Origin of the sequence: Moorena sp. SIO3A2 (assembly GCF_010672265.1) — a bacterium.
GTDB classification, from domain to species: Bacteria; Cyanobacteriota; Cyanobacteriia; order Cyanobacteriales; family Coleofasciculaceae; genus Moorena; species Moorena producens.
This window is the reverse complement of the sequence record NZ_JAAHHC010000062.1, coordinates 12419-31938: the sequence shown is the minus strand read 5'-3', so window position 1 is coordinate 31938 and position 19520 is coordinate 12419. Positions and strand designations below refer to the sequence as shown.

The window sequence follows — 19520 nt, the reverse complement described above, 5'->3', positions numbered from 1 at the left end:
GAGTCAAAGGAAACCAAGAGCATCGACCCAGAGAGGTTATATGAACTAAGTGCATCTTTAGGGTATAGCTTAGAGTTGTGTTGGTCTGCTCAGGGAAGTCCAGAATTGATGGATGGGGTATTTGTGCCCAGTGAGTTAGCTAAAGAAGGGATAGTGTTAACACCCCTAACTCAAAAATCGGTGGTAGCAGGTAACTGGCATAATTATGGGAATAATCCGTTGAGTTCCCAGTTGAGAAAGGAACTGATACCGCAGTTGAGAGAGTATCTGGAGTCGCGGTTGCCAGAGTATATGGTGCCATCGGGGTTGATGGTGTTGTCACAACTGCCTCTGACTCCCAATGGCAAGGTAGACCGTAAGGCATTGCCTGTCCCAGATGTGGCCAGTAGTGTGTCAATGGAGTATGTAGCTCCACAGACAGAGACACAGAAGGTATTAGCAGAGATTTGGAAAGAAGTGTTGGGTATAGAACAGGTGGGAATACACGATAACTTCTTTGATTTGGGGGGTCATTCTTTGATGGCAACTCAGGTTGTGTCTCGGTTGCAAAATACTGTTCAATTGGAGTTACCTATCAGTAGGTTATTTGAAAATCCTACTATCAAACAATTAGGCGCTGATATTGATGCCATAGATGACAACGCATTTTTAGCAGAACGACTAGAAACAATTTCTAACAATCAAGAAAAATTCGAGGAAATCGAACTATGAAAACATTAAAGAAATTTTTAGATAATCTGGCTAATCAAAATGTCAAATTATGGCTTGAAGGTGAACGCTTGCGTTGTAAAGCTCCAGAGGGAGTATTGACATCAGAGCTACAGACTCAATTAAGCAATCGTAAGCAGGAAATTATTACTTTTTTACAACAAGCTAATTTAAAGAGAGAATTCAAGGAAAACTTAATTAAGCCTATTGAGCGAAATGGCAACCCCCCACCATTATCTTATGCACAACAAAGGCTATGGTTTCTTGAAAAAATGGCCTTGAGTAGCAACGCCTACAATATGCCATTAACCCTACATCTAGTAGGTAAATTGGACTATGTAGCCCTACAAAAAAGTCTTAACCAAATCATCGCTCGCCATGAAACCCTGAGAACCACTTTCAGTGAAATCAACGGCACACCAGTACAAATAATTCAACCCCCCTTTGAATTAGAACTACCCAGAAAAGACCTAAGTGGGTTAACACCATCAGAAGCTACTACGAAACTCCAACAACTACTCCAACAAGAAAATGAACTTTCATTCAATCTAGAAGTAGACCCCCCCATACGGGCTCAGTTGTTTCAACTAGGAACAACAGAACACATACTGCAAATTACATTACATCACATCGCTAGTGATGGCTGGTCACTGACAGTATTACCCAAAGAACTCTCGGCTATTTACACTGCCACACTGGCAGACCAATCATCTCCATTACCCCCACTACCAATACAATATGCCGACTTTGCAGTTTGGCAAAAGAACTACTTACAAGGTGAAACCCTCTCTAGCCAACTCAACTACTGGAAGCAAAAGCTCCTTGACCTACCCCAACTACAACTACCCACAGACCATCCCCGACCCCCAGTTCAAACTTTTAATGGAGCAGGTATACCCATAAACATACCAGCAGCACTAACATCAAAAGTTAAACAACTCACCCAAAAGCAGGGAACCACCCTATTTATGACCCTGTTAGCAGTATTCAAAGTATTGCTGTCTCGTTACAGTGGTCAAGAAAGCATAGCAGTAGGAACACCGATAGCTAACCGCAACCGCTCAGAAATAGAAGGGTTGATTGGTTTCTTTGTCAACTCCCTAGTCATGTACACAGACCTGGGAGGGGACCCGAGTTTCACAGAAATATTAAACCGAGTTAAACAAACAGCTCTAGAAGCTTATGGTCACCAAGACATACCCTTTGAGAAATTGGTAGAACAGTTGCAGCCAGAACGGTCTCTATCGCAAAACCCGTTATTTCAGGTGATGTTTGCGGTGCAGCAGTCGGAAATCTTAAAACCATCCTTTAGCTTACCTAACTTAGAAGTAGGTTGGTATGAAGGGGCAGTCGCTGAGATGACAGTGAGGTTTGACTTAGAGTTACATCTGTGGCCAGTAGGAGAAGAAATCAAAGGATTCTGTGCCTATAACACAGACTTGTTCTCAGCCGAAACAATTAGTCGTATGCTGTCACATTACCAAAACTTACTATCAGCAGCAGTAGAGACTCCCGAGGGACCGATCAGCCAGTTGCCATTAATGACAGAGTCAGAGCTAGACCAAATACTGGTAGAATGGAACAATACCAAAACAGATTACCCCACAGACAAATGTATCCATCAGTTATTTGAAGAGCAGGTAGAGAAAACCCCAGATGCAGTAGCAGTAGTATTTGAACAACAAAAGCTGACCTATTCCCAATTAAATAGCAAAGCTAATCAACTAGCACATTACTTGCAAAAATTGGGAGTATCTCCAGAAACCCTAGTGGGAATATGTGTAGAGCGTTCAGTAGAGATGGTAGTAGGTTTATTAGCCATACTTAAAGCTGGAGGAGCTTATGTGCCATTAGACCCGAATTATCCAACTTCACGCTTATCTCAAATATTAGAAGACGGGGAGTTACACTTAGTGTTAACTGACTTCAACTCCCAGTTGAACCTACCAGAAACCAAAACACCTCTAATAGATATCAACCAAGCTAATAGGGCAGAAATACAAGCTAATGTAGTCAGTAATGTTAATCCCCAGAACCTAGCTTATGTATTGTATACCTCTGGTTCTACAGGCCGACCTAAAGGAGTAGCAATTGAACACGGTAGTCCAGTGTCCCTATTGTATTGGGCACGAGAAGTGTATAGCCAAGAAGAATTATCAGGAGTATTAGCCTCCACTTCTATCTGCTTTGATCTATCAGTATTTGAATTGTTTGTACCCTTAAGTTGGGGAGGAAAAGTCATATTAGCTGAAAATGCTTTATATCTCCCCGAACTACCAGCAGCAGGAGAAGTAAGCCTAATCAACACAGTACCATCAGCAGCAAGAGAATTAGTCAGAAATCAAAGTATTCCCACTGGAGTAAAAACAGTGAATCTGGCAGGAGAGCCCCTAGATAATCAACTGGTTCAACAACTGTATGAACAACAAACAATTAAAGCGGTATACAATCTTTATGGTCCTAGTGAAGACACAACCTACTCAACATATGGGTTAATGGAAAAAGGAGCAACCAAATCACCAACCATAGGCAGACCAATAGCAAACACCCAGGTATATATTCTTAATGTCCATTTACAACCTGTACCCATAGGAGTAGCAGGAGAGCTACACATAGCAGGAGAAGGGCTAGCACGCAGTTACCTAAAACAAGCAGAATTAACTAGCGAAAAGTTCATCTTTTGGCAAGGGAAAAGATTATACAAAACAGGAGACTTGGTACGTTACCTACCTGATGGCAATATAGAATTTTTAGGTAGAATAGACCACCAAGTAAAAATCCGAGGCTACCGCATAGAAACTGGAGAAATTCAAGGGATTTTAAATGAACATCCCAAAGTCAAAGAAGCAGTGGTAATTGCCAGAGAGGATAAGCCAGGAGACAAACGTTTAGTCGCATACCTAGTAGCTGAAACTGAAACTGCCACGAATTTTAACCCAGAACTATCAAATAATCAACTCAGTAATTGGCAAGAAGTATTCAATCAACAAATAGAGAATGGGGAGAGTGAAATTATCGACCCCTTATTTAACCTCTCAGGTTGGCGCAGCAGTTATGATAACCAGCCCATACCAGTAGAGCAAATGCGCATCTGGGCAGGGGATATTGTTAGCCAAGTATTAGCCCAGAAACCAGAGAGTGTGTGGGAAATAGGTTGTGGCACAGGAATGCTGCTATTTCAAATCGCACCGCAAACACAAAAATATTTAGGCACAGACATCTCCAACGTCTCATTAGAATACATCAAACAACAAATAGAACAGGAACCAGACAAATATCGTCATGTCTCCTTAGCACAGAAACGAGCTGAAGATATGGCTGATGTGGCAGATAACAGTTTCGATGCCGTATTGCTTTCTTCCATAGTGCAGTATTTCCCGAGTGTGGAGTATCTGTTGCAAGTAATAGAAGAAAGTATCAGGGTAGTCAAACCAGGAGGGATGATATTCTTAGGGGATATCCGGAGTAAGCCATTAATGAAAGCCTTTCACTCTTCGGTGCAACTGTATCAAGCAACTCCCTCACTGTCGAGACAACAACTCAAGTCAAAGATAGACATAAAAATGGAGCAGGAGACCGAGTTGTTATTGTCACCAGAGTTGTTTCTAGCTCTCAAAGAAAAACATCCAGAAATAACTCATGTACAAATCCGTTTACAGAGGGGAACAGAACACAATGAACTGAATAAATATAGGTATAGCGTACTGTTGCATATAGAGGCACAACCAGGAACAGTAATAACACCGACTGTAGAAAGTGGAGCGGATCTGAGTGTTCAACAGATAGAAACTTATCTGCGAGACCAAGAGCCAGAATCAATTTGCTTTAGTGGTTTAGTCAATGGCAGAGTAGCTAATGATGTAGAGTTGGTAGAGTGGCTATCACAGCCAGAATCAAAACAGAATGTGCAGCAGTTGAGGCAGTTTTTAGAGTCAAAGGAAACCAAGAGCATCGACCCAGAGAGGTTATATGAACTAAGTGCATCTTTAGGGTATAGCTTAGAGTTGTGTTGGTCTGCTCAGGGAAGTCCAGAATTGATGGATGGGGTATTTGTGCGCAGTTCCTTAGCCAAAGAAGGGATAGTGTTAACACCCCTAACTCAAAAATCGGTGGTAGCAAGTAACTGGGTCAATTATGGGAATAATCCGTTGAGTTCCCAGTTGAGAAAGGAACTGATACCGCAGTTGAGAGAGTATCTGGAGTCGAAATTGCCAGAGTATATGGTGCCATCGGGGTTGATGGTGTTGTCACAACTGCCTCTGACTCCTAACGGTAAGGTAGACCGTAAGGCTTTGCCTGTACCGGATGTGGCCAGTAGTGTGTCAACGGAGTATGTAGCTCCACAGACACAGACACAGAAGGTATTAGCAGAGATTTGGGCAGAAGTGTTGGGTATAGAACAGGTGGGAATACACGATAACTTCTTTGATTTGGGCGGCCATTCCCTGATGGCAACTCAGGTTGTGTCTCGCTGCCGTCAGGCTTTTGGGAATGAACTGACTTTACAGCGTTTATTTGAGTCACCAACTATTGCTGGCATAGCTAAAAATATTGAAGTGCTGCGTCAGCTACCCCAAGATAAGACTACGTTAATTTCAGAAACAGAAGAATATGAGAGATTTGTGTTATGAAAACAGTTAATTTTATTTCTTACCTGCAAAATCTGGGTGTTAAACTTTGGATAGAGCAAGAGCAACTAGAATGTTATGCTCCCAAGGGAGTAATGACAGCAGAGCTAAAACGGAATCTAGTGGAGCGCAAGACAGAAATTTTAGAGTTTCTTCGAGAAGTACAAATAACTCAGAAATCTGTAGCTAGTTCCATTCAATCAATTTCTAGGGAGCAGGTAATCCCGTTATCCTATGCACAACAAAGGCTATGGTTTATAGAAAAAATGGCCTTGAGTAGCAACGCCTACAATATGCCATTAACCCTACATCTAGTAGGAAAACTAGACTATGTAGCCCTACAAACAAGTATCAACCAAATCATCGCTCGCCATGAAACCCTGAGAACCACTTTCAGTGAAATCAACGACACACCAGTACAAATAATTCAACCCCCCTTTGAATTAGAACTACCCATAATTGACCTAAGTGGGTTAACACCATCAGAAGCTACCACCAAACTACAACAACTACTCCAACAAGAAAATGAACTTTCATTTAATCTAGAAGTAGACCCTCCCATACGGGCTCAGTTGTATCAACTAGGAACAACAGAACACATACTGCAAATCACATTACATCACATAGCTAGTGATGGCTGGTCACTGACAGTATTGCCCAAAGAACTATCAGCTATTTACACTGCTATAGTGCAAGAGGAACCGTTATCATTACCAGAGTTGCCCATACAATATGCTGACTTTGCAGTGTGGCAAAGGAACTATTTACAAGGGGAAACTCTCGAACAGCAACTAAGTTACTGGAAGCAAAAGCTACAAGACTTACCTCAACTACAACTACCCACAGACCATCCCCGACCAGCAGTTGAAACCTTTAATGGAGCAGGTATACCGATAAACATACCAGCAGCACTAACATCAAAAGTTAAAGAACTGACCCAAAAGCAGGGAACGACCCTATTTATAACCCTGTTAGCAGTATTCAAAGTATTGCTGTCTCGTTACAGTGGTCAACAGAGTATAGCAGTAGGTTCACCCATAGCCAACCGCAACCGCCGAGAAATAGAAGGGTTGATAGGTTTCTTTGTCAACTCCCTAGTCATGTACACAGACCTGGGAGGAGACCCTAGTTTCACAGAAGTATTAAACCGAGTCAAACAAACAGCTCTAGAAGCTTATAGTCACCAAGACATACCCTTTGAGAAGTTGGTAGAAGAGTTGCAACCAGAACGGGCACTATCGCAAAATCCCTTGTTTCAGGTAGTGTTTGCGGTGCAGCAGTCGGAAATCTTAAAACCATCATTTAGTTTACCTAACTTAGAAGTAGGTTGGTATGAAGGGGCAGGAGCTGAGATGACAGTGCGGATGGACTTAGAGTTACATCTGTGGCCAGTAGGAGAAGAAATCAAAGGATTTTGTGCCTATAACACAGACTTGTTTGAGGCTGAAACAATTACTCGTATGCTGTCACATTATGAAAACTTACTATCAGCAGCAGTAGAGACGACCGAACGACCTATTAGCCAGTTGCCATTAATGACACAGCCAGAGCTAGACCAAATACTGGTGGAGTGGAACAATACCAAAACAAATTATCCAGATGACAAATGTATCCATCAGTTATTTGAGGATCGGGTAGAGAAAACCCCGGATGCATTAGCAGTAGTATTTGAACAACAAAAGCTGACATATTCGGAATTAAATAGTAAAGCCAATCAACTAGCACATTATTTGCAAAAGTTGGGAGTAGTTCCAGAAACCTTAGTGGGAATATGTGTAGATCGTTCAGTAGAAATGGTAGTAGGTTTATTAGCCATACTCAAAGCCGGAGGAGCTTATGTGCCATTAGACCCGAACTATCCCCAAGAACGCCTAGAATATATGTTCGCTGACTCTGGAGTGTCAGTGTTACTAACTCAAGAACAAATATTAGCTCAATTGCCCCAACATCAAGCTCAAGTGGTTTTTCTAGATAGAGATTGGGAAAAAATAGCCACTGAAACACCAGAAAAGGTCAAGAGTGAAGTCAGTCCCCAAAATTTAGCGTACATAATTTATACATCAGGTTCCACAGGTAAACCAAAAGGAGTCTTGGTAGAACACAAGGGACTGTGTAATCTAGTGAAAGTTCAAATTCAAGCCTTTCAAGTCAACTCCAACAGTAGAGTGCTTCAGTTTGCATCATTAAGTTTCGATGCCTCCATCTGGGAAATAGTCATGGCTTTAGGTTCGGGAGCCAGTTTGTACATGGGCACTCGAGATTCCCTAATGCCTGGGGTTGGTTTTAATCAGTGGTTGCACAACAACAAAATCACCCATATCACTATACCCCCCTCAGCTCTAGCAGTGATGCCCAAAGAGGAATTACCAGATTTAAAGACAATAGTAGTAGCAGGAGAAGCTTGCCCACCAGAGCTAATATCCCAGTGGTCTGTAGGGCGACAATTTGTGAACGCCTACGGACCAACAGAATCAACAGTATGTGCCACAATGACAGAATGTTCACCAGAGTATCCTGTGCCACCCATAGGTCGCCCGATCGGGAATACTCAAATCTACATCCTAGACAATAATTTAGAACCAGTCCCTATAGGAGTAGCAGGTGAAATTCATATAGGTGGGGTAGGTTTAGCTCGTGGATATCTCAATCGAGAAAATTTAACCGCTCAGAGATTTATCCCCAATCCCTTTGATCGCACTCAAAAGTCAAAATTATATAAAACTGGGGATTTAGGGCGTTATTTAGCTGATGGGAATATAGAATTTATCGGGCGGATCGACCACCAAGTAAAAGTGCGAGGATATCGGATAGAAACCGGAGAAATAGAAGCAACCTTAACTCAGCATTCCGGTGTCAAACAAACAGTAGTAGTAGCAAGGGAAGATAACTCAGACGCTCAACGTCTAGTGGCGTATATAGTACCTGAAGTTAAAAGCAGCACTACATCAAACCCAGAACTATCAAATACCCAAATCAACAGTTGGGAAAACCTATTTAATCAACAAATAGATGAGGAGAAGAGCCAAGTTAAAGATCCATTATTCAACATCTCAGGTTGGGGCAGTAGTTATAGCAACCAATCTTTACCAGAAAGTCAAATGCGAACCTGGGCAGGGGATATTGTAGCTCAAGTATTAGCACATAAACCGGAAAAAGTATGTGAAATAGGTTGTGGAACAGGGTTGCTACTATTTCAAATAGCACCAGAAACAAAAGCCTATTATGGCATCGATATATCTAGTATTTCCCTAGAGTATATTCAACAACAAATACTCCAGGAACCAGAAAAATATGGTCATGTCAATCTAGCGCAAAAAAGAGCAGATGAGATAGGTGACATAGCGGCTCAAAACTTCGATGTGGTGATTCTCAACTCGGTGATTCAATATTTTCCCAATGTAGAGTATTTGTTACAAACAATATCTGAGGCAATTAGGATAGTTAAACCAGGAGGAATAATTATCTTGGGAGATGTCCGATGTTTAACATTAATGAGAGCATTTCACTCTTCGGTGCAACTGTACCAAGCAACTCCATCACTGTCAGTAGAACAACTTAAGGCCAAGATAGATATAAAAATGGAGCAGGAGACAGAGTTGTTAGTGTCACCAGAATTTTTTGTGGCTCTCAAGGAAAAACATCCAGAAATAACTCATGTACAAATGCGTTTACAGAGGGGAAAGGAGCTAAACGAACTGAATAAATATCGTTATAGCGTACTGTTGCATATAGAGGTACAACCAGGAAAAGTAATAACACCGACTGTAGAAAGTGGAGCGGCTCTGAGTGTTAAACAGATAGAAACTTATCTGCGATCCAAAGGGCCAGAATCAATTTGCTTTAGTGGTTTAGTCAATAGCAGAGTAGCTAATGATGTAGAGTTGGTAGAGTTGCTATCACAGCCAGAATCAAAACAGAATGTACAGCAGTTGAGGCAGTCTTTACAGGAGAAGCTAGTCAATGGCATCGACCCAGAGAGGCTACATCAACTGAGTTCGGAGCTAGGGTATAGCTTAGAGTTGTGTTGGTCAGCACAAGGTAGTCCAGAATTGATGGATGGGGTATTTGTGCGCAGTGAGTTAGCCAAAGAAGGGATAGTGTTAACACCCCTAACTCAAAAATCAGTGGTAGCAGTTAACTGGGATAATTATGGGAATAATCCTTTGAGTTCCCAGTTGAGAAAGCAACTGATACCGCAGTTGAGAGAGTATCTACAGTCGCGGTTGCCAGAATATATGGTGCCATCGGGGTTGATGGTGTTGTCGCAACTGCCTCTGACTCCCAATGGAAAAGTAGACCGTAAGGCTTTGCCTGCACTGGATTTGGCCAGTAGTGTGTCAACGGAGTATGTGGCTCCAGAAACAGAGACACAGAAGGTATTAGCAGAGATTTGGAAAGAAGTGTTGGGTATAGAACAGGTGGGAATATATGATAACTTCTTTGATTTGGGGGGTCATTCTCTAACCACAGTCAAATTAGTTTCTAAGATATCCACAAATTTCAACATTAGTCTCTCAGTAAAAACTTTATTATTACACCCAATAATTGCTGAGTTAAGTAATATTATGACAGAACTAATACAAAATAAAAATGTCTCTCAAGAGCCAATTTCTCAATCAATTAATAATGAAGTTCAGGAAACATTAAATAAGGAAGTTGTACAAACTAAAAATTCCGAGTATGTACAATTTGAATCTCGCTCTTTGTTATCTTTATTTACTGTGGGTAAAATTCCTCCTGTCGATGCTGCAGCTTTATGTTATTGGGGAGAATATGATCCAGAAATGTTTGACTGGAGTCGAGATTATATGATTGAAAATATCTTTGAAAATCTTCCTTTTTGGACGATGATTAAACAGACTAATTGGGGTCGAATTGCAATAATAGCTTTGCCTCGATTTGTTTCGGATTTATATAGCAATCAAGATGATGCAGTACAGGTAATTATTGAAGCATTAGAAATGGCTGGAATAATTGGTGCTAAATTTGTTTCTTTAACTGGTTTAATTCCTTCTGCTACTGATTATGGATTGGCAATTACTAAGGCAGTTGCTAACCGTGAGGATTTGCCAAAAATTACGACTGGACATAGAACAACTGGTGCTGCTGTTGTATTGACTATTAAGAAGATATGTGAGCAAGGTGGCCGGGATTTAAGTACAGAAAAAGTAGGATTTATTGGATTAGGTTCTGTGGGAATGAATGTGCTGCCGTTAATGTTGAAATGCTTACCACATCCTCAAGAAATTACTCTTTGTGACGTTTACAGTAAGTTAGAATTCCTGGAGAATATTGAACAAAATTTAGTACATAAATTTGGTTTTAAAGGTAAAATAAAGTTGGCATTATCAAAAACAACAGTTCCCCAAGAAATTTACGACTCTACTTTAATTGTTGGAGCTACAAATGTCGCAAATGTATTAGATATTATGCAGGTTAAGCCTGGTACGCTAATTGTTGATGATTCTGGTCCTCATTGTTTTTCAGTAGAGCAAGCTATTAAGCGTTTTCAGGAACGGGAAGATATTTTATTTAGTGAGGGAGGGATGTTGCGATCGCCATTTCCTATAAAAACCACAGTCCATTTACTACCCTCTGTAGAAAAAATAATGAATAATGCTCAAAAGGAAGCAGTTTTTAATTCAAATCCTTTTAATATCATGGGTTGTGCTTTTTCTGCTTTACTATCATCTCAGTTCGAGCAACTGGAGCCTACTGTAGGAATTTGCGATGGAGAACAGTCTGAATTACATTACCAAATTTTGCAAGAATTAGAATTTGAAGCAGGCGATCTACATTGTGAACATTATGTACTTCCAGCAAAATCAATAGCCAATTTTAGACAGCGTTTTGGCAAAGATTTGTAAGGATTTAGGTGATAGCAATCGCTGGTGAAGTCTGCGATCGAAGATCGCAGACTTCATAATAATAATGATTATTTTTATTCGGTAGTCCTGCATAGTAATGGTCAAGTACAAATTGTGTTATTATAGTGATGTATGAAGTTCCATATAGCTCCAATATGATTACTTAATTTTTGAGAAAACGATAATGTCAAAAGCCTTTAAGTTTCCGTTCAGATGCTAGCTACATGATTACAGGAGGTTTGGGAGGTTTAGGTTTACTGGTAAGTAGGTGGGCTTAATTAAAGGTTAAAAACTTGATAATTTTTACTATCTACATTTCCAGATATTGTCCACTGTTGAAGCTGATAACCTACTTGGTAACTTCGTTTTTTTATACCTTCTTTAACTGCTAAAGCTAAATCGTATTCATCCTCAAACATTCGACCAGAGATTTGATGAGTTTCTTGATGCAGTCGCTCATGGGGGAAACCCCCTGTTCCCTTGCTGCATCGCTTTAAGTTGACGCCACTCACCCTCTATTAGATTAAGTTCTGGACTATAAGTTGGCAAAAAAAATAAATACAATCCCATTTCTAACCATTCTTTTTGTTTAGCTCTTACCTGATGAATTTTATGACTTGAGGAATTATCCAGAACAATGACTGTATCTATTCTTATTGTTAGTCTAGTTTTTTCCGCTTCTTTGGCTTCTTTGTCCAAAAACTTTATTAAATTATCTTTTTTGATGCTACCAAGTTTTAAAGCATAATTAAAGCTTTTTTTTGGTTCATATATTCCTAATATATTTAGAGGCTGAAGGGGTGACGAAATAACCTGAAACGCTTTAAATGTAAAGTGTTCCTGAGGGGGCGACGAAATAAGTTACAACGCCGACTCTATAAGCAACCTAGCCCTTAGGCCTCGTTGATAATACTTTCGTTGTCTTGATGCAATAGCGAGTGGTTTGAATTTACCGTAAGACAGTTGAGCCTTGTCTTGATGCAATAGCGAGTGGGGGAAACCACGGCAGTCGCTCATGGGGGGGACCACGGCAGTCGCTCATGGGGGAAACCCCCGCGTGAAGGCGCTGCCTCCCCAAGACCGCGCTGCCTCCCCAAGACCGCGCTGCATCGCTAATCAATAAGTTTTACCCCTTTTCTGCATAGCCTACCTACCATAAAGGCGAGCCTGTCTAAGGTTTGGTCTCCGGGGGAAACCACGGCAGTCGCTCATGGGGGGAACCACGGCAGTCGCTCATGGGGGAAACCCCCGCGTGAAGGCGCTGCCTCCCCAAGACCGCGCTGCCTCCCCAAGACCGCGCTGCATCGCTTATTAGGATTTAATTTCATTAATTCGGTGACTAATTTTAAACAAACATCCTTGAAATTCACCCAAGTTTGGCCATATAAACCAATGTAAAAACTGGACGGTGCGCTTTCCAATGGGCGAGTAAATCGCCCTTGGGTCGCACCGCTATGTCTCCGTTCCCTACGACCAAATTCTTTGACACGAGCTACATAGTTTTGTATTCCTTGACGTGTCTTGATGCAATAGCGAGTGGGGGAAACCACGGCAGTCGCTCATGGGGGGAACCCCCAAGACCGCGCTGCCTCCCCAAGACCGCGCTGCATCGCTTTAATCTGCTGACCTTGAATCGTTGAAGAAGTATAAGCTATCGCAATTAATAAAACTAGAGAAATCAGCCGTTTACCCTCAACTTTAGTATCCTCTAGATTATAGCCACCTTTCTTGAAATCTCTAAACATCTCTTCTTCTCTTGGTGCGCGTTCCCTAGGTCGGGAAACCCGACCGGGGTCGCACCGCTATATCAAATCTTTTTTTATAAGCGGAAATTGCCAACTCTATACCGTCGAAATTGGTGAGAATAAACCATCCCTCTTTTGGGGTTATTCCCTTGACTTTACGTTGCCACTTACAAGCCACATTACAACTTGAAAAACCATGGGTCTTGGTTACTTTAACTCCTTGCATAAAAAACGATACTCCCGGTGCTAAACCTAAATTATTTAATTGAATCCAAATCTCATTTTTAACTTCAATAAATTCGTTTTTTTTAAGACGTAAGCAAAAATATACATCCAATGACTGGAGATACTTTGCTAGCTTTACCGAGCAAAATTCTCTATCCCCTAATATACAAATATTATAATTTTTTAAAAGTGGCATCACTGAGGATAGGGCAGTTTTCTGTTAATTAAAATTGCTAGACCCTAATTTGGGAAGTAATTCAAAATATATGGGAAAGGATCTTTTATCCCAAACTATACTAATCATGATCAAATTTATGCGACTCCAATTTGTGCGATAAGCACGCTACATAAATTAATTGTTCAGTTGTAAAGTATGTTGATAACCAGGTTTTTACAATTGGGAACCAAATTTTTTCAATCGTTAGATTAGGCAATGATAAAAATCGTTGTATTCTTTTTCTACGACTTTCAAATTTTATGGGAATTGATAAAATATTTGCTAATTTTTCTAAATTTACGTTTTTAATTGTCTGTACGAGACTAAGCAGAATTAAAAGGAATAAGTATTCTGATTTACTAAGTTGACTTTTTAAGTGGTTTTGGTAAAATGCAGGTAACATTTTCAATTGGTAGGTCTTGTTGCAAATAATCGACCTATCTTTTTTTTACCACAAAATGGTGAACACTTTCTGGGGGTGTGACATGCAAGCTAAAATCATTACTGGGTAATAAGTTCAGCCCATCAGTTACTTAGGGCTTGCTGAAAAAGTATTTGGGTAGGGATAGGCAAGAGGCAAGAGGCAAGAGGCAATAGTTCCGGAGTGCTCATCCGTGCAAGACAAGCACTGACTAACATAATTGCGCTTGTGAGGGGGAGAATCAGGATTGTCCTCTGATTACAGCAATTCAACTGATGTTTCCTGATTTTCTGCCCTCCAATACCCAGCAGCTAGTTGAGTCTACCTCAATTGTTCTTGCTCAAAGTATCCAGCGTCAAGCTATCTCAACTCCCCTGAGCCCCCAGGCGATTGCCACAACTTACGTTAATCAGGGTAAGGGTGGCACACCAATTTTGTTACTCCATGGCTTCGATAGTTCCGTGCTAGAATTACGCCGCTTGCTACCACTGCTGGCTCAGGAAAATGAAACCTGGGCAGTGGATTTGTTGGGTTTTGGGTTTACGGATCGCATGGCAGGGACACCATTTAGCCCCTACGCGATCGCAACTCATCTGTATTATTTCTGGAAAACCCTGATAAGAACACCAGTCATTGTAGTCGGAACCTCCATGGGGGGTGCAGCGGCGATTGATTTTACCCTCACTTACCCCCAGGTTGTTAAACAGTTAGTATTAATAGATAGTGCTGGCTGCACCAAGGCTCCCCCGATGGGGAAGTTCTTATTTCCTCCCTTAGGCTACCTAGCCACAGCATTTTTGGCTAATCCCAAGGTAAGGCAAAGTATAAGTAGAAACGCTTACTATGATAAAGGTTGGGCCTCTGAAGATGCCCGAATTTGTGCTGCATTGCACCTAGAAATGCCTGGTTGGAATCAAGCCTTGATTGCGTTTACCAAAAGTGGTGGTTATGGTGATTTTGGAGATAAGCTGGCTCAGATTAGCCAGCCAACTCTAATTTTGTGGGGTGACCATGACGAAATTTTAGGGACTGCTGCTGCTAGTAAGTTTAAGCATGCGATCGCACAATCTCAATTAATCTGGATTAAAGACTGTGGTCATGTGCCTCACTTGGAACAAGCTCAAGTTACTGCTGAGCATATTTTAGAATTTGCCTAGAATTCCTAAGCATTCAGCATTCAGCATTCAGCATTCAGCGGTCAGCTGATTTTATTCAAAAGCTGAATGCTTATGATGGGCTTTTCCCCAGACTTTTAATTCTGTAACACCTCGAACTATTAAATTATCCCAAATGAGGAAATTATCCCAAATGAGGTTTATTTTAAGCATTAGGCTGACAGCTGACAGCCTAATGCTGACAGCTGACGGCACCTCAAGTAGCGTGCGTGTAGCGCATATGCTTACAGAAATATAGCATTTTCAGTTAAGTTTTGAAAACGCGATCGGCGTTCGCGAAGCGTGGCCAAAGGCCTCAGCCGCGCCAAAGGCGATCGCATGTCCAACATACCAGGGAATATTGGGATAAGCTGGTTCCAGGGGCATGATTTTATATCCTAGAGAGTCAATAAAAATCTCAATAGTTTGATTCTTCAGTTTAAAGGACTCTTGATTACCATCATCTACTTCATAAATCAGGATGGGCTGATACTCTTTAATAGTTTCAATCATCCCCCTTAAAACATTAATTTCTGCTCCTTCCACATCGATTTTGACAACCGTTGGGGGTTTCAAAGTCTTTTGGGACACCAAATCATCAATAGATACAAGGTCAACTGTCATTTCACCCCTGAGATCTGGAGGTGTACCCGCTGTAGCTAAAGTAGCTCCCCCTGAATGATGGGCTAGCAACAATTCTCCGGTTCCGGTTGATTCAGAAACTGCTTGTGGGAAAACAGTAACATTGGAGAAGCTATTAAGCTCGACATTCCGTCGAATAATGTCAGCATTGTTTGGGACTGGCTCAAAAGCATAAACCTGTCCAGATGGCCCAACTAGCTTCGCAGCAATAATAGTAAAAAAGCCAATATTAGCACCGATATCATAGAAGATATGATCGCGGTTTAAGCAGCTTGCTAAAGCGTTCTGAAGCGGAAGTTCATAGGTACCACGTGCAAAATCAGGATTAGAACCATCCCCATGGAATTTTAGTCCTGCACCTACTCCCTTGTTAAGGGTTACCTGTTGATTGCTTAAAGTCATTAGTCTAAACCTTTGCTACAAAGTTTTGAAATACACTTCCTGTATCGTTGCCCCATTCCCAGTTAGCAACAATCCCAACTCGATTAATTCTAAGACGCGCCGCATCTGGATAAACATCTGTCAGGGCACGATACAATACTGGTTCATCATTAATGAAGATCATGTAATTCATGCCGTCAAAAATCATGCGGAGCCGATGGGAGACACCCCAGGAAATGCGTTTACCCACATTTGTCCAGACAGCATCATATAACTCCTCAAAGCCATTGAGATAGAAAAAGGAAGACATGGAAGCACCACCATAACAGTCATCTAACCAGTTATTGATAGTGATATAATTGTCAGCATCCTGCCAAAAGATAAACCCTCCACGACCTTTTTCTCCCTGTCCTCGTCTAGTTCCAGGGGGAGTAATGTCCACCTGTAAATCCGCTATGTCTGGCTGATCCCAATCAATGGTGTAGGCAGTGCGACCTGGATTAGGATGCTTAGCATCAGCTTGCACTTTGGCTGTACTATTCCCAGTCAGCTCAATTACCCCTAGCCCAATATTCCGATGCCAGACTTTGCTGCCACTAGTGGTGGTTTTTCCCATCAAGTCCCCAGCTGCACCAGCAAAATCTTCAGTGATAGCTATTTCGGTACCCTCTACTACCCAAGGGGAGCCTAGGTCGAGTTCAGAAGGAATAGGGATAGTGCGTGGGTGAGCCTCAAAGGCGCGAAAATACAGACTATTATTAGGGTTAATCCCACCAATGCCAACACCGGTAGCGTTTGCCAGGCGGGTATCTGTAAACAACTTGTTAAAGACTAACTGGCCATTGAGGTACAGGCTGAAGGTCTTACCATCATCTAATATCTGTAAAGAGTTGATCGCTCTTGGCTGTAAATACCATAGATCGCTCACAGCTAAACATTCCCAGCTATCATGGTCTTGAATTGTAAGTTGACATTTGTCCCCGTCTGCTAGGAAACTCCAGAATTGGTTTTTATCCTGAACACGCCACACAATGCGGACTCCAGTTATCTGAGTAGAGGTTTCCACCAGCAAATGGATTAGCCCAGAGGGTGTGGGACACTCCAACATAGCGAGGCTATCCGGTTGAGTGGCTCTAGCACCATCAGCTGTTAACTCATAACTTCCTTGAGAGACACTCCAGAAACCACCCTTGTCCGCTTCAGCACCATCTAGCAAACCATCACCAATCAGGTCATCTGCTGCCTGAGCTGTACCGTACCAGGTGGCGATGTCTGAAATTTGGGCTACATTAGCGCCATAAATGCGCGTATCGACTTCAAAACCATTCTGTCCCAAAATACTTTGGTATACACCAGCATATACTGTCGCATCATCATTGAAAGGATCAATAGCAATGGGACGCATGTTAGGGTAAGCCGCAAGACCATGAGCATTAGGAACAGAAGCAGCATAATAGGCGGCTCCCTTTTCCCGCATAACTACGATGTAATAAACCTGGAGATTTTGTAAGCCCCTAAATGCTGAGAGTAGATACCCCCCCAAGCGAGTCCACAACTCTCCATTTTCTGTCCCAGTGGCATGAACAATAAAGGCATTTCCCTCTGCAGTCGCGTCAACAGGAACTTCCCTGGGGAACCAACCCACTGCCAGATTCTCATCAATATTTGGCAATTTAAATGGTTTGAAATATTTGGAAATTCTGGAGGTACTACGAATCCACCATAGGAGCTTTCGCAGCATCCTGCTTTTTCCCTGACTGGAAGTCCAACGCAGAAGTCGTTTAGCCGGTTTATCTGTCTCAGGACCAATCATCCACCGATGAAGTCGTTCTGTTAGGGGTTCAATCCTTTCGGTCTGGGATGTATTATGACCATTGCTCAGAAACACTCCAAAGGCCAGTCCATTGGTACGGGTGTACGGACCATACGCAATCCCCTGTCTGCCCCACGCAGGTTTTAGCAGGGGCTGGAGACGTAATGCGCCATTGTCAATCCCAATCAGCTTTTCGACATCTATACCCTTACGAACTGCACCACTGGAACTTTTAGTACCAATGGTTTTACCTGCACAACAGTTGTCTGAGAATGAGTCTGTGAAGGATTTGTTTACTAAATTTTCTGGTGGATTTAATTGTTGCATATTCTTACTTAATGTTTATATAGTGTTGTTTAATATCTATTTATGAATTTTATATTTGATAGATGATAGCTGACATTGTCAAGATTAACAAAAAATCAAATGGATATATGATGTCCCATATATCCAGAACTGATATGACTGATAAAAATCTTGAACACTCTTGTTACTTATGATTTCATGATTATCTTAAATGAAGTTGCCAAATTGGCTAATTTATCGCTAGCGATGCAGCGCGGTCTTGGGGGTTTCCACGGGGCTTACAAGGTGCGGACGCAGGTTCCGCACACAGCCCCTCCCCATGAGCGACTGCATCAATACTCTTCAGAATTATGAGTCAAACTATATCGACGAAATAATTCATATTTTTTAAAAAAGCAGTCTAAAAACTCCCCTTCTGACACATCCTTTAGGGTTAGCCAGCGTGGATGAGCAATGAGTTGTTTCATTTGAGATTGATGTTGGTCTAGGGCAGTACGTTTGATATCAAAAACATCACCAATATAGACAGATAATCTAAAATCATTCAGTAAGCGAAACCCTGATATCATGGTTTTTTTAAAAAAGGAGACTAGCTTTGGTTTACTCCCTTCGACCCTTGTCCAGGGCCAGTGATTCCAGAACCATATAGGATACTCATAAACTGTCACATCAAATTTAATTGTTTTGAGTGCAGCTACGACAATTTCATTGGTAGCATTATGGTCAGATACCCCATCGTTGTAGTAGGGAATAAAAATTTCTTCAGGAAGATAGTTAAGAATAATTTTGGCGACGTTATGGATAGCCAAATTTCGGGTTTTATCTAATGTTCCATCTTTGAATTCCAAAAAGCTGACATCATGCTTTTGCAGACCAAGTTTTTGAGCTGCTGCCAAGGCTTCATTAGCACGTATTGATTTTACCTGATTTTCTGGAATCAGATGAGCATGAGATTGACATCCATCTGTCATAAAAACAATTTTTACATCGGCTCCGGCTTGCTTTTTACGGATAATTGTTCCACCACAACCAAGGGTTTCATCATCCTGATGGGGTGAAAATATAATCGCCGAGCGTCTTAGATTATTTCTGTCATACTCAACTCTAGTACTATGGACTAGAAAACGATAAAACTGGCGTACCAGAGTTTGTAAGGATAATTTATTGCTCATTTTTAACTTGTCACTTGTCACTATTCCCTGTTAGGATGTTCAACACTTCTGTCTTTTGCTTTAAAATAAGGCGTTGCTGATTCTGAGTATGATTGTGCCCCCCTAGGGCGTGTTTTCAAAGTTTTCCGCAAGATTATGATCCCCCCCAGCCCCCCTTAATAAGGGGGGAGCCATACTCAAAGTCCCCCTTTTTTAAGGGGGATAATGGGGGATCTCCGAGGCAAGAAGACACGCCCTAGCC

Annotated in this window: 9 protein-coding genes and 2 pseudogenes; 4 read left to right on the top strand and 7 right to left on the bottom strand. The window is 41.6% G+C overall.

Annotated features, from left to right (window positions below):
* From F6K64_RS33835 to F6K64_RS33825, 3 genes are all read left to right on the top strand, one after another.
* Positions 1-711 (top strand): phosphopantetheine-binding protein (locus tag F6K64_RS33835; protein ID WP_287267663.1); only part of this gene is annotated, 711 nt, incomplete at its 5' end.
* The gene (locus F6K64_RS33830) at positions 708-5339 is read left to right on the top strand and encodes a non-ribosomal peptide synthetase (RefSeq protein ID WP_287267661.1); all 4632 of its coding nucleotides are present in this window, start codon (positions 708-710) and stop codon (positions 5337-5339) included. The genes F6K64_RS33835 and F6K64_RS33830, both read left to right, overlap by 4 nt.
* Positions 5336-11203: a non-ribosomal peptide synthetase gene (locus F6K64_RS33825; RefSeq protein ID WP_287267659.1), complete on the top strand. Its 5868-nt coding sequence runs from the start codon at positions 5336-5338 to the stop codon at positions 11201-11203. The genes F6K64_RS33830 and F6K64_RS33825 overlap by 4 nt, the downstream gene beginning before the upstream one ends.
* Before the next feature lie 101 nt (positions 11204-11304).
* Here the strand turns inward: F6K64_RS33825 and F6K64_RS33820 are convergent.
* The 4 genes and pseudogenes from F6K64_RS33820 to F6K64_RS33810 all read right to left on the bottom strand — a co-directional run.
* A pseudogene (locus tag F6K64_RS33820) lies at positions 11305-11391 on the bottom strand (IS1 family transposase); the annotation flags it as partial.
* Positions 11392-11481: 90 nt separating this feature from the next.
* Entirely contained in the window at positions 11482-11715 is a 234-nt protein-coding gene (locus F6K64_RS33815; protein WP_131826897.1) for a hypothetical protein, read from the bottom strand.
* On the bottom strand, positions 11660-11977 hold the full coding sequence (locus F6K64_RS38590) for a transposase (protein ID WP_229419080.1): 318 nt from the start codon (positions 11975-11977) through the stop codon (positions 11660-11662). Before F6K64_RS38590 ends, F6K64_RS33815 begins: the two co-directional genes overlap by 56 nt.
* A gap of 434 nt (positions 11978-12411) precedes the next feature.
* Positions 12412-13793, bottom strand: a pseudogene (locus tag F6K64_RS33810) (IS4 family transposase).
* Between the two features lie 293 nt (positions 13794-14086).
* On the opposite strand from F6K64_RS33810, the gene F6K64_RS33805 reads away from it, so the two are divergent.
* Entirely contained in the window at positions 14087-14968 is an 882-nt protein-coding gene (locus F6K64_RS33805; RefSeq protein WP_287267657.1) for an alpha/beta fold hydrolase, read from the top strand.
* A 261-nt stretch (positions 14969-15229) separates the two neighbouring features.
* Here F6K64_RS33805 and F6K64_RS33800 read toward each other — a convergent pair whose 3' ends face one another.
* The 3 genes from F6K64_RS33800 to F6K64_RS33790 form a co-directional block, all read right to left on the bottom strand.
* Positions 15230-16009 (bottom strand): FkbM family methyltransferase, encoded by a 780-nt coding sequence (locus F6K64_RS33800; RefSeq protein ID WP_287267656.1) that lies wholly within the window; start codon positions 16007-16009, stop codon positions 15230-15232.
* Positions 16010-16013: 4 nt separating this feature from the next.
* Positions 16014-18128 carry a nucleotide-binding protein gene (locus F6K64_RS33795; RefSeq protein WP_287267655.1) on the bottom strand — a complete coding sequence of 705 codons (2115 nt, stop codon included), beginning with the start codon at positions 18126-18128 and terminating at the stop codon, positions 16014-16016.
* A 311-nt stretch (positions 18129-18439) separates the two neighbouring features.
* Positions 18440-19279, bottom strand: a complete 840-nt coding sequence (locus F6K64_RS33790) for a PIG-L deacetylase family protein (protein WP_287267654.1) — start codon at positions 19277-19279, stop codon at positions 18440-18442.
* Positions 19280-19520 lie beyond the last annotated feature (241 nt).

Coding starts and splice junctions, on each gene's coding strand:
- F6K64_RS33830 (WP_287267661.1), top strand. CDS start 708: ATGAAAACATTAAAGAAATTTTTAGATAATCTGGCTAATCAAAATGTC.
- F6K64_RS33825 (WP_287267659.1), top strand. CDS start 5,336: ATGAAAACAGTTAATTTTATTTCTTACCTGCAAAATCTGGGTGTTAAA.
- F6K64_RS33805 (WP_287267657.1), top strand. CDS start 14,087: ATGTTTCCTGATTTTCTGCCCTCCAATACCCAGCAGCTAGTTGAGTCT.
- F6K64_RS33800 (WP_287267656.1), bottom strand. CDS start 16,009: ATGACTTTAAGCAATCAACAGGTAACCCTTAACAAGGGAGTAGGTGCA.
- F6K64_RS33795 (WP_287267655.1), bottom strand. CDS start 18,128: ATGCAACAATTAAATCCACCAGAAAATTTAGTAAACAAATCCTTCACA.
- F6K64_RS33790 (WP_287267654.1), bottom strand. CDS start 19,279: ATGAGCAATAAATTATCCTTACAAACTCTGGTACGCCAGTTTTATCGT.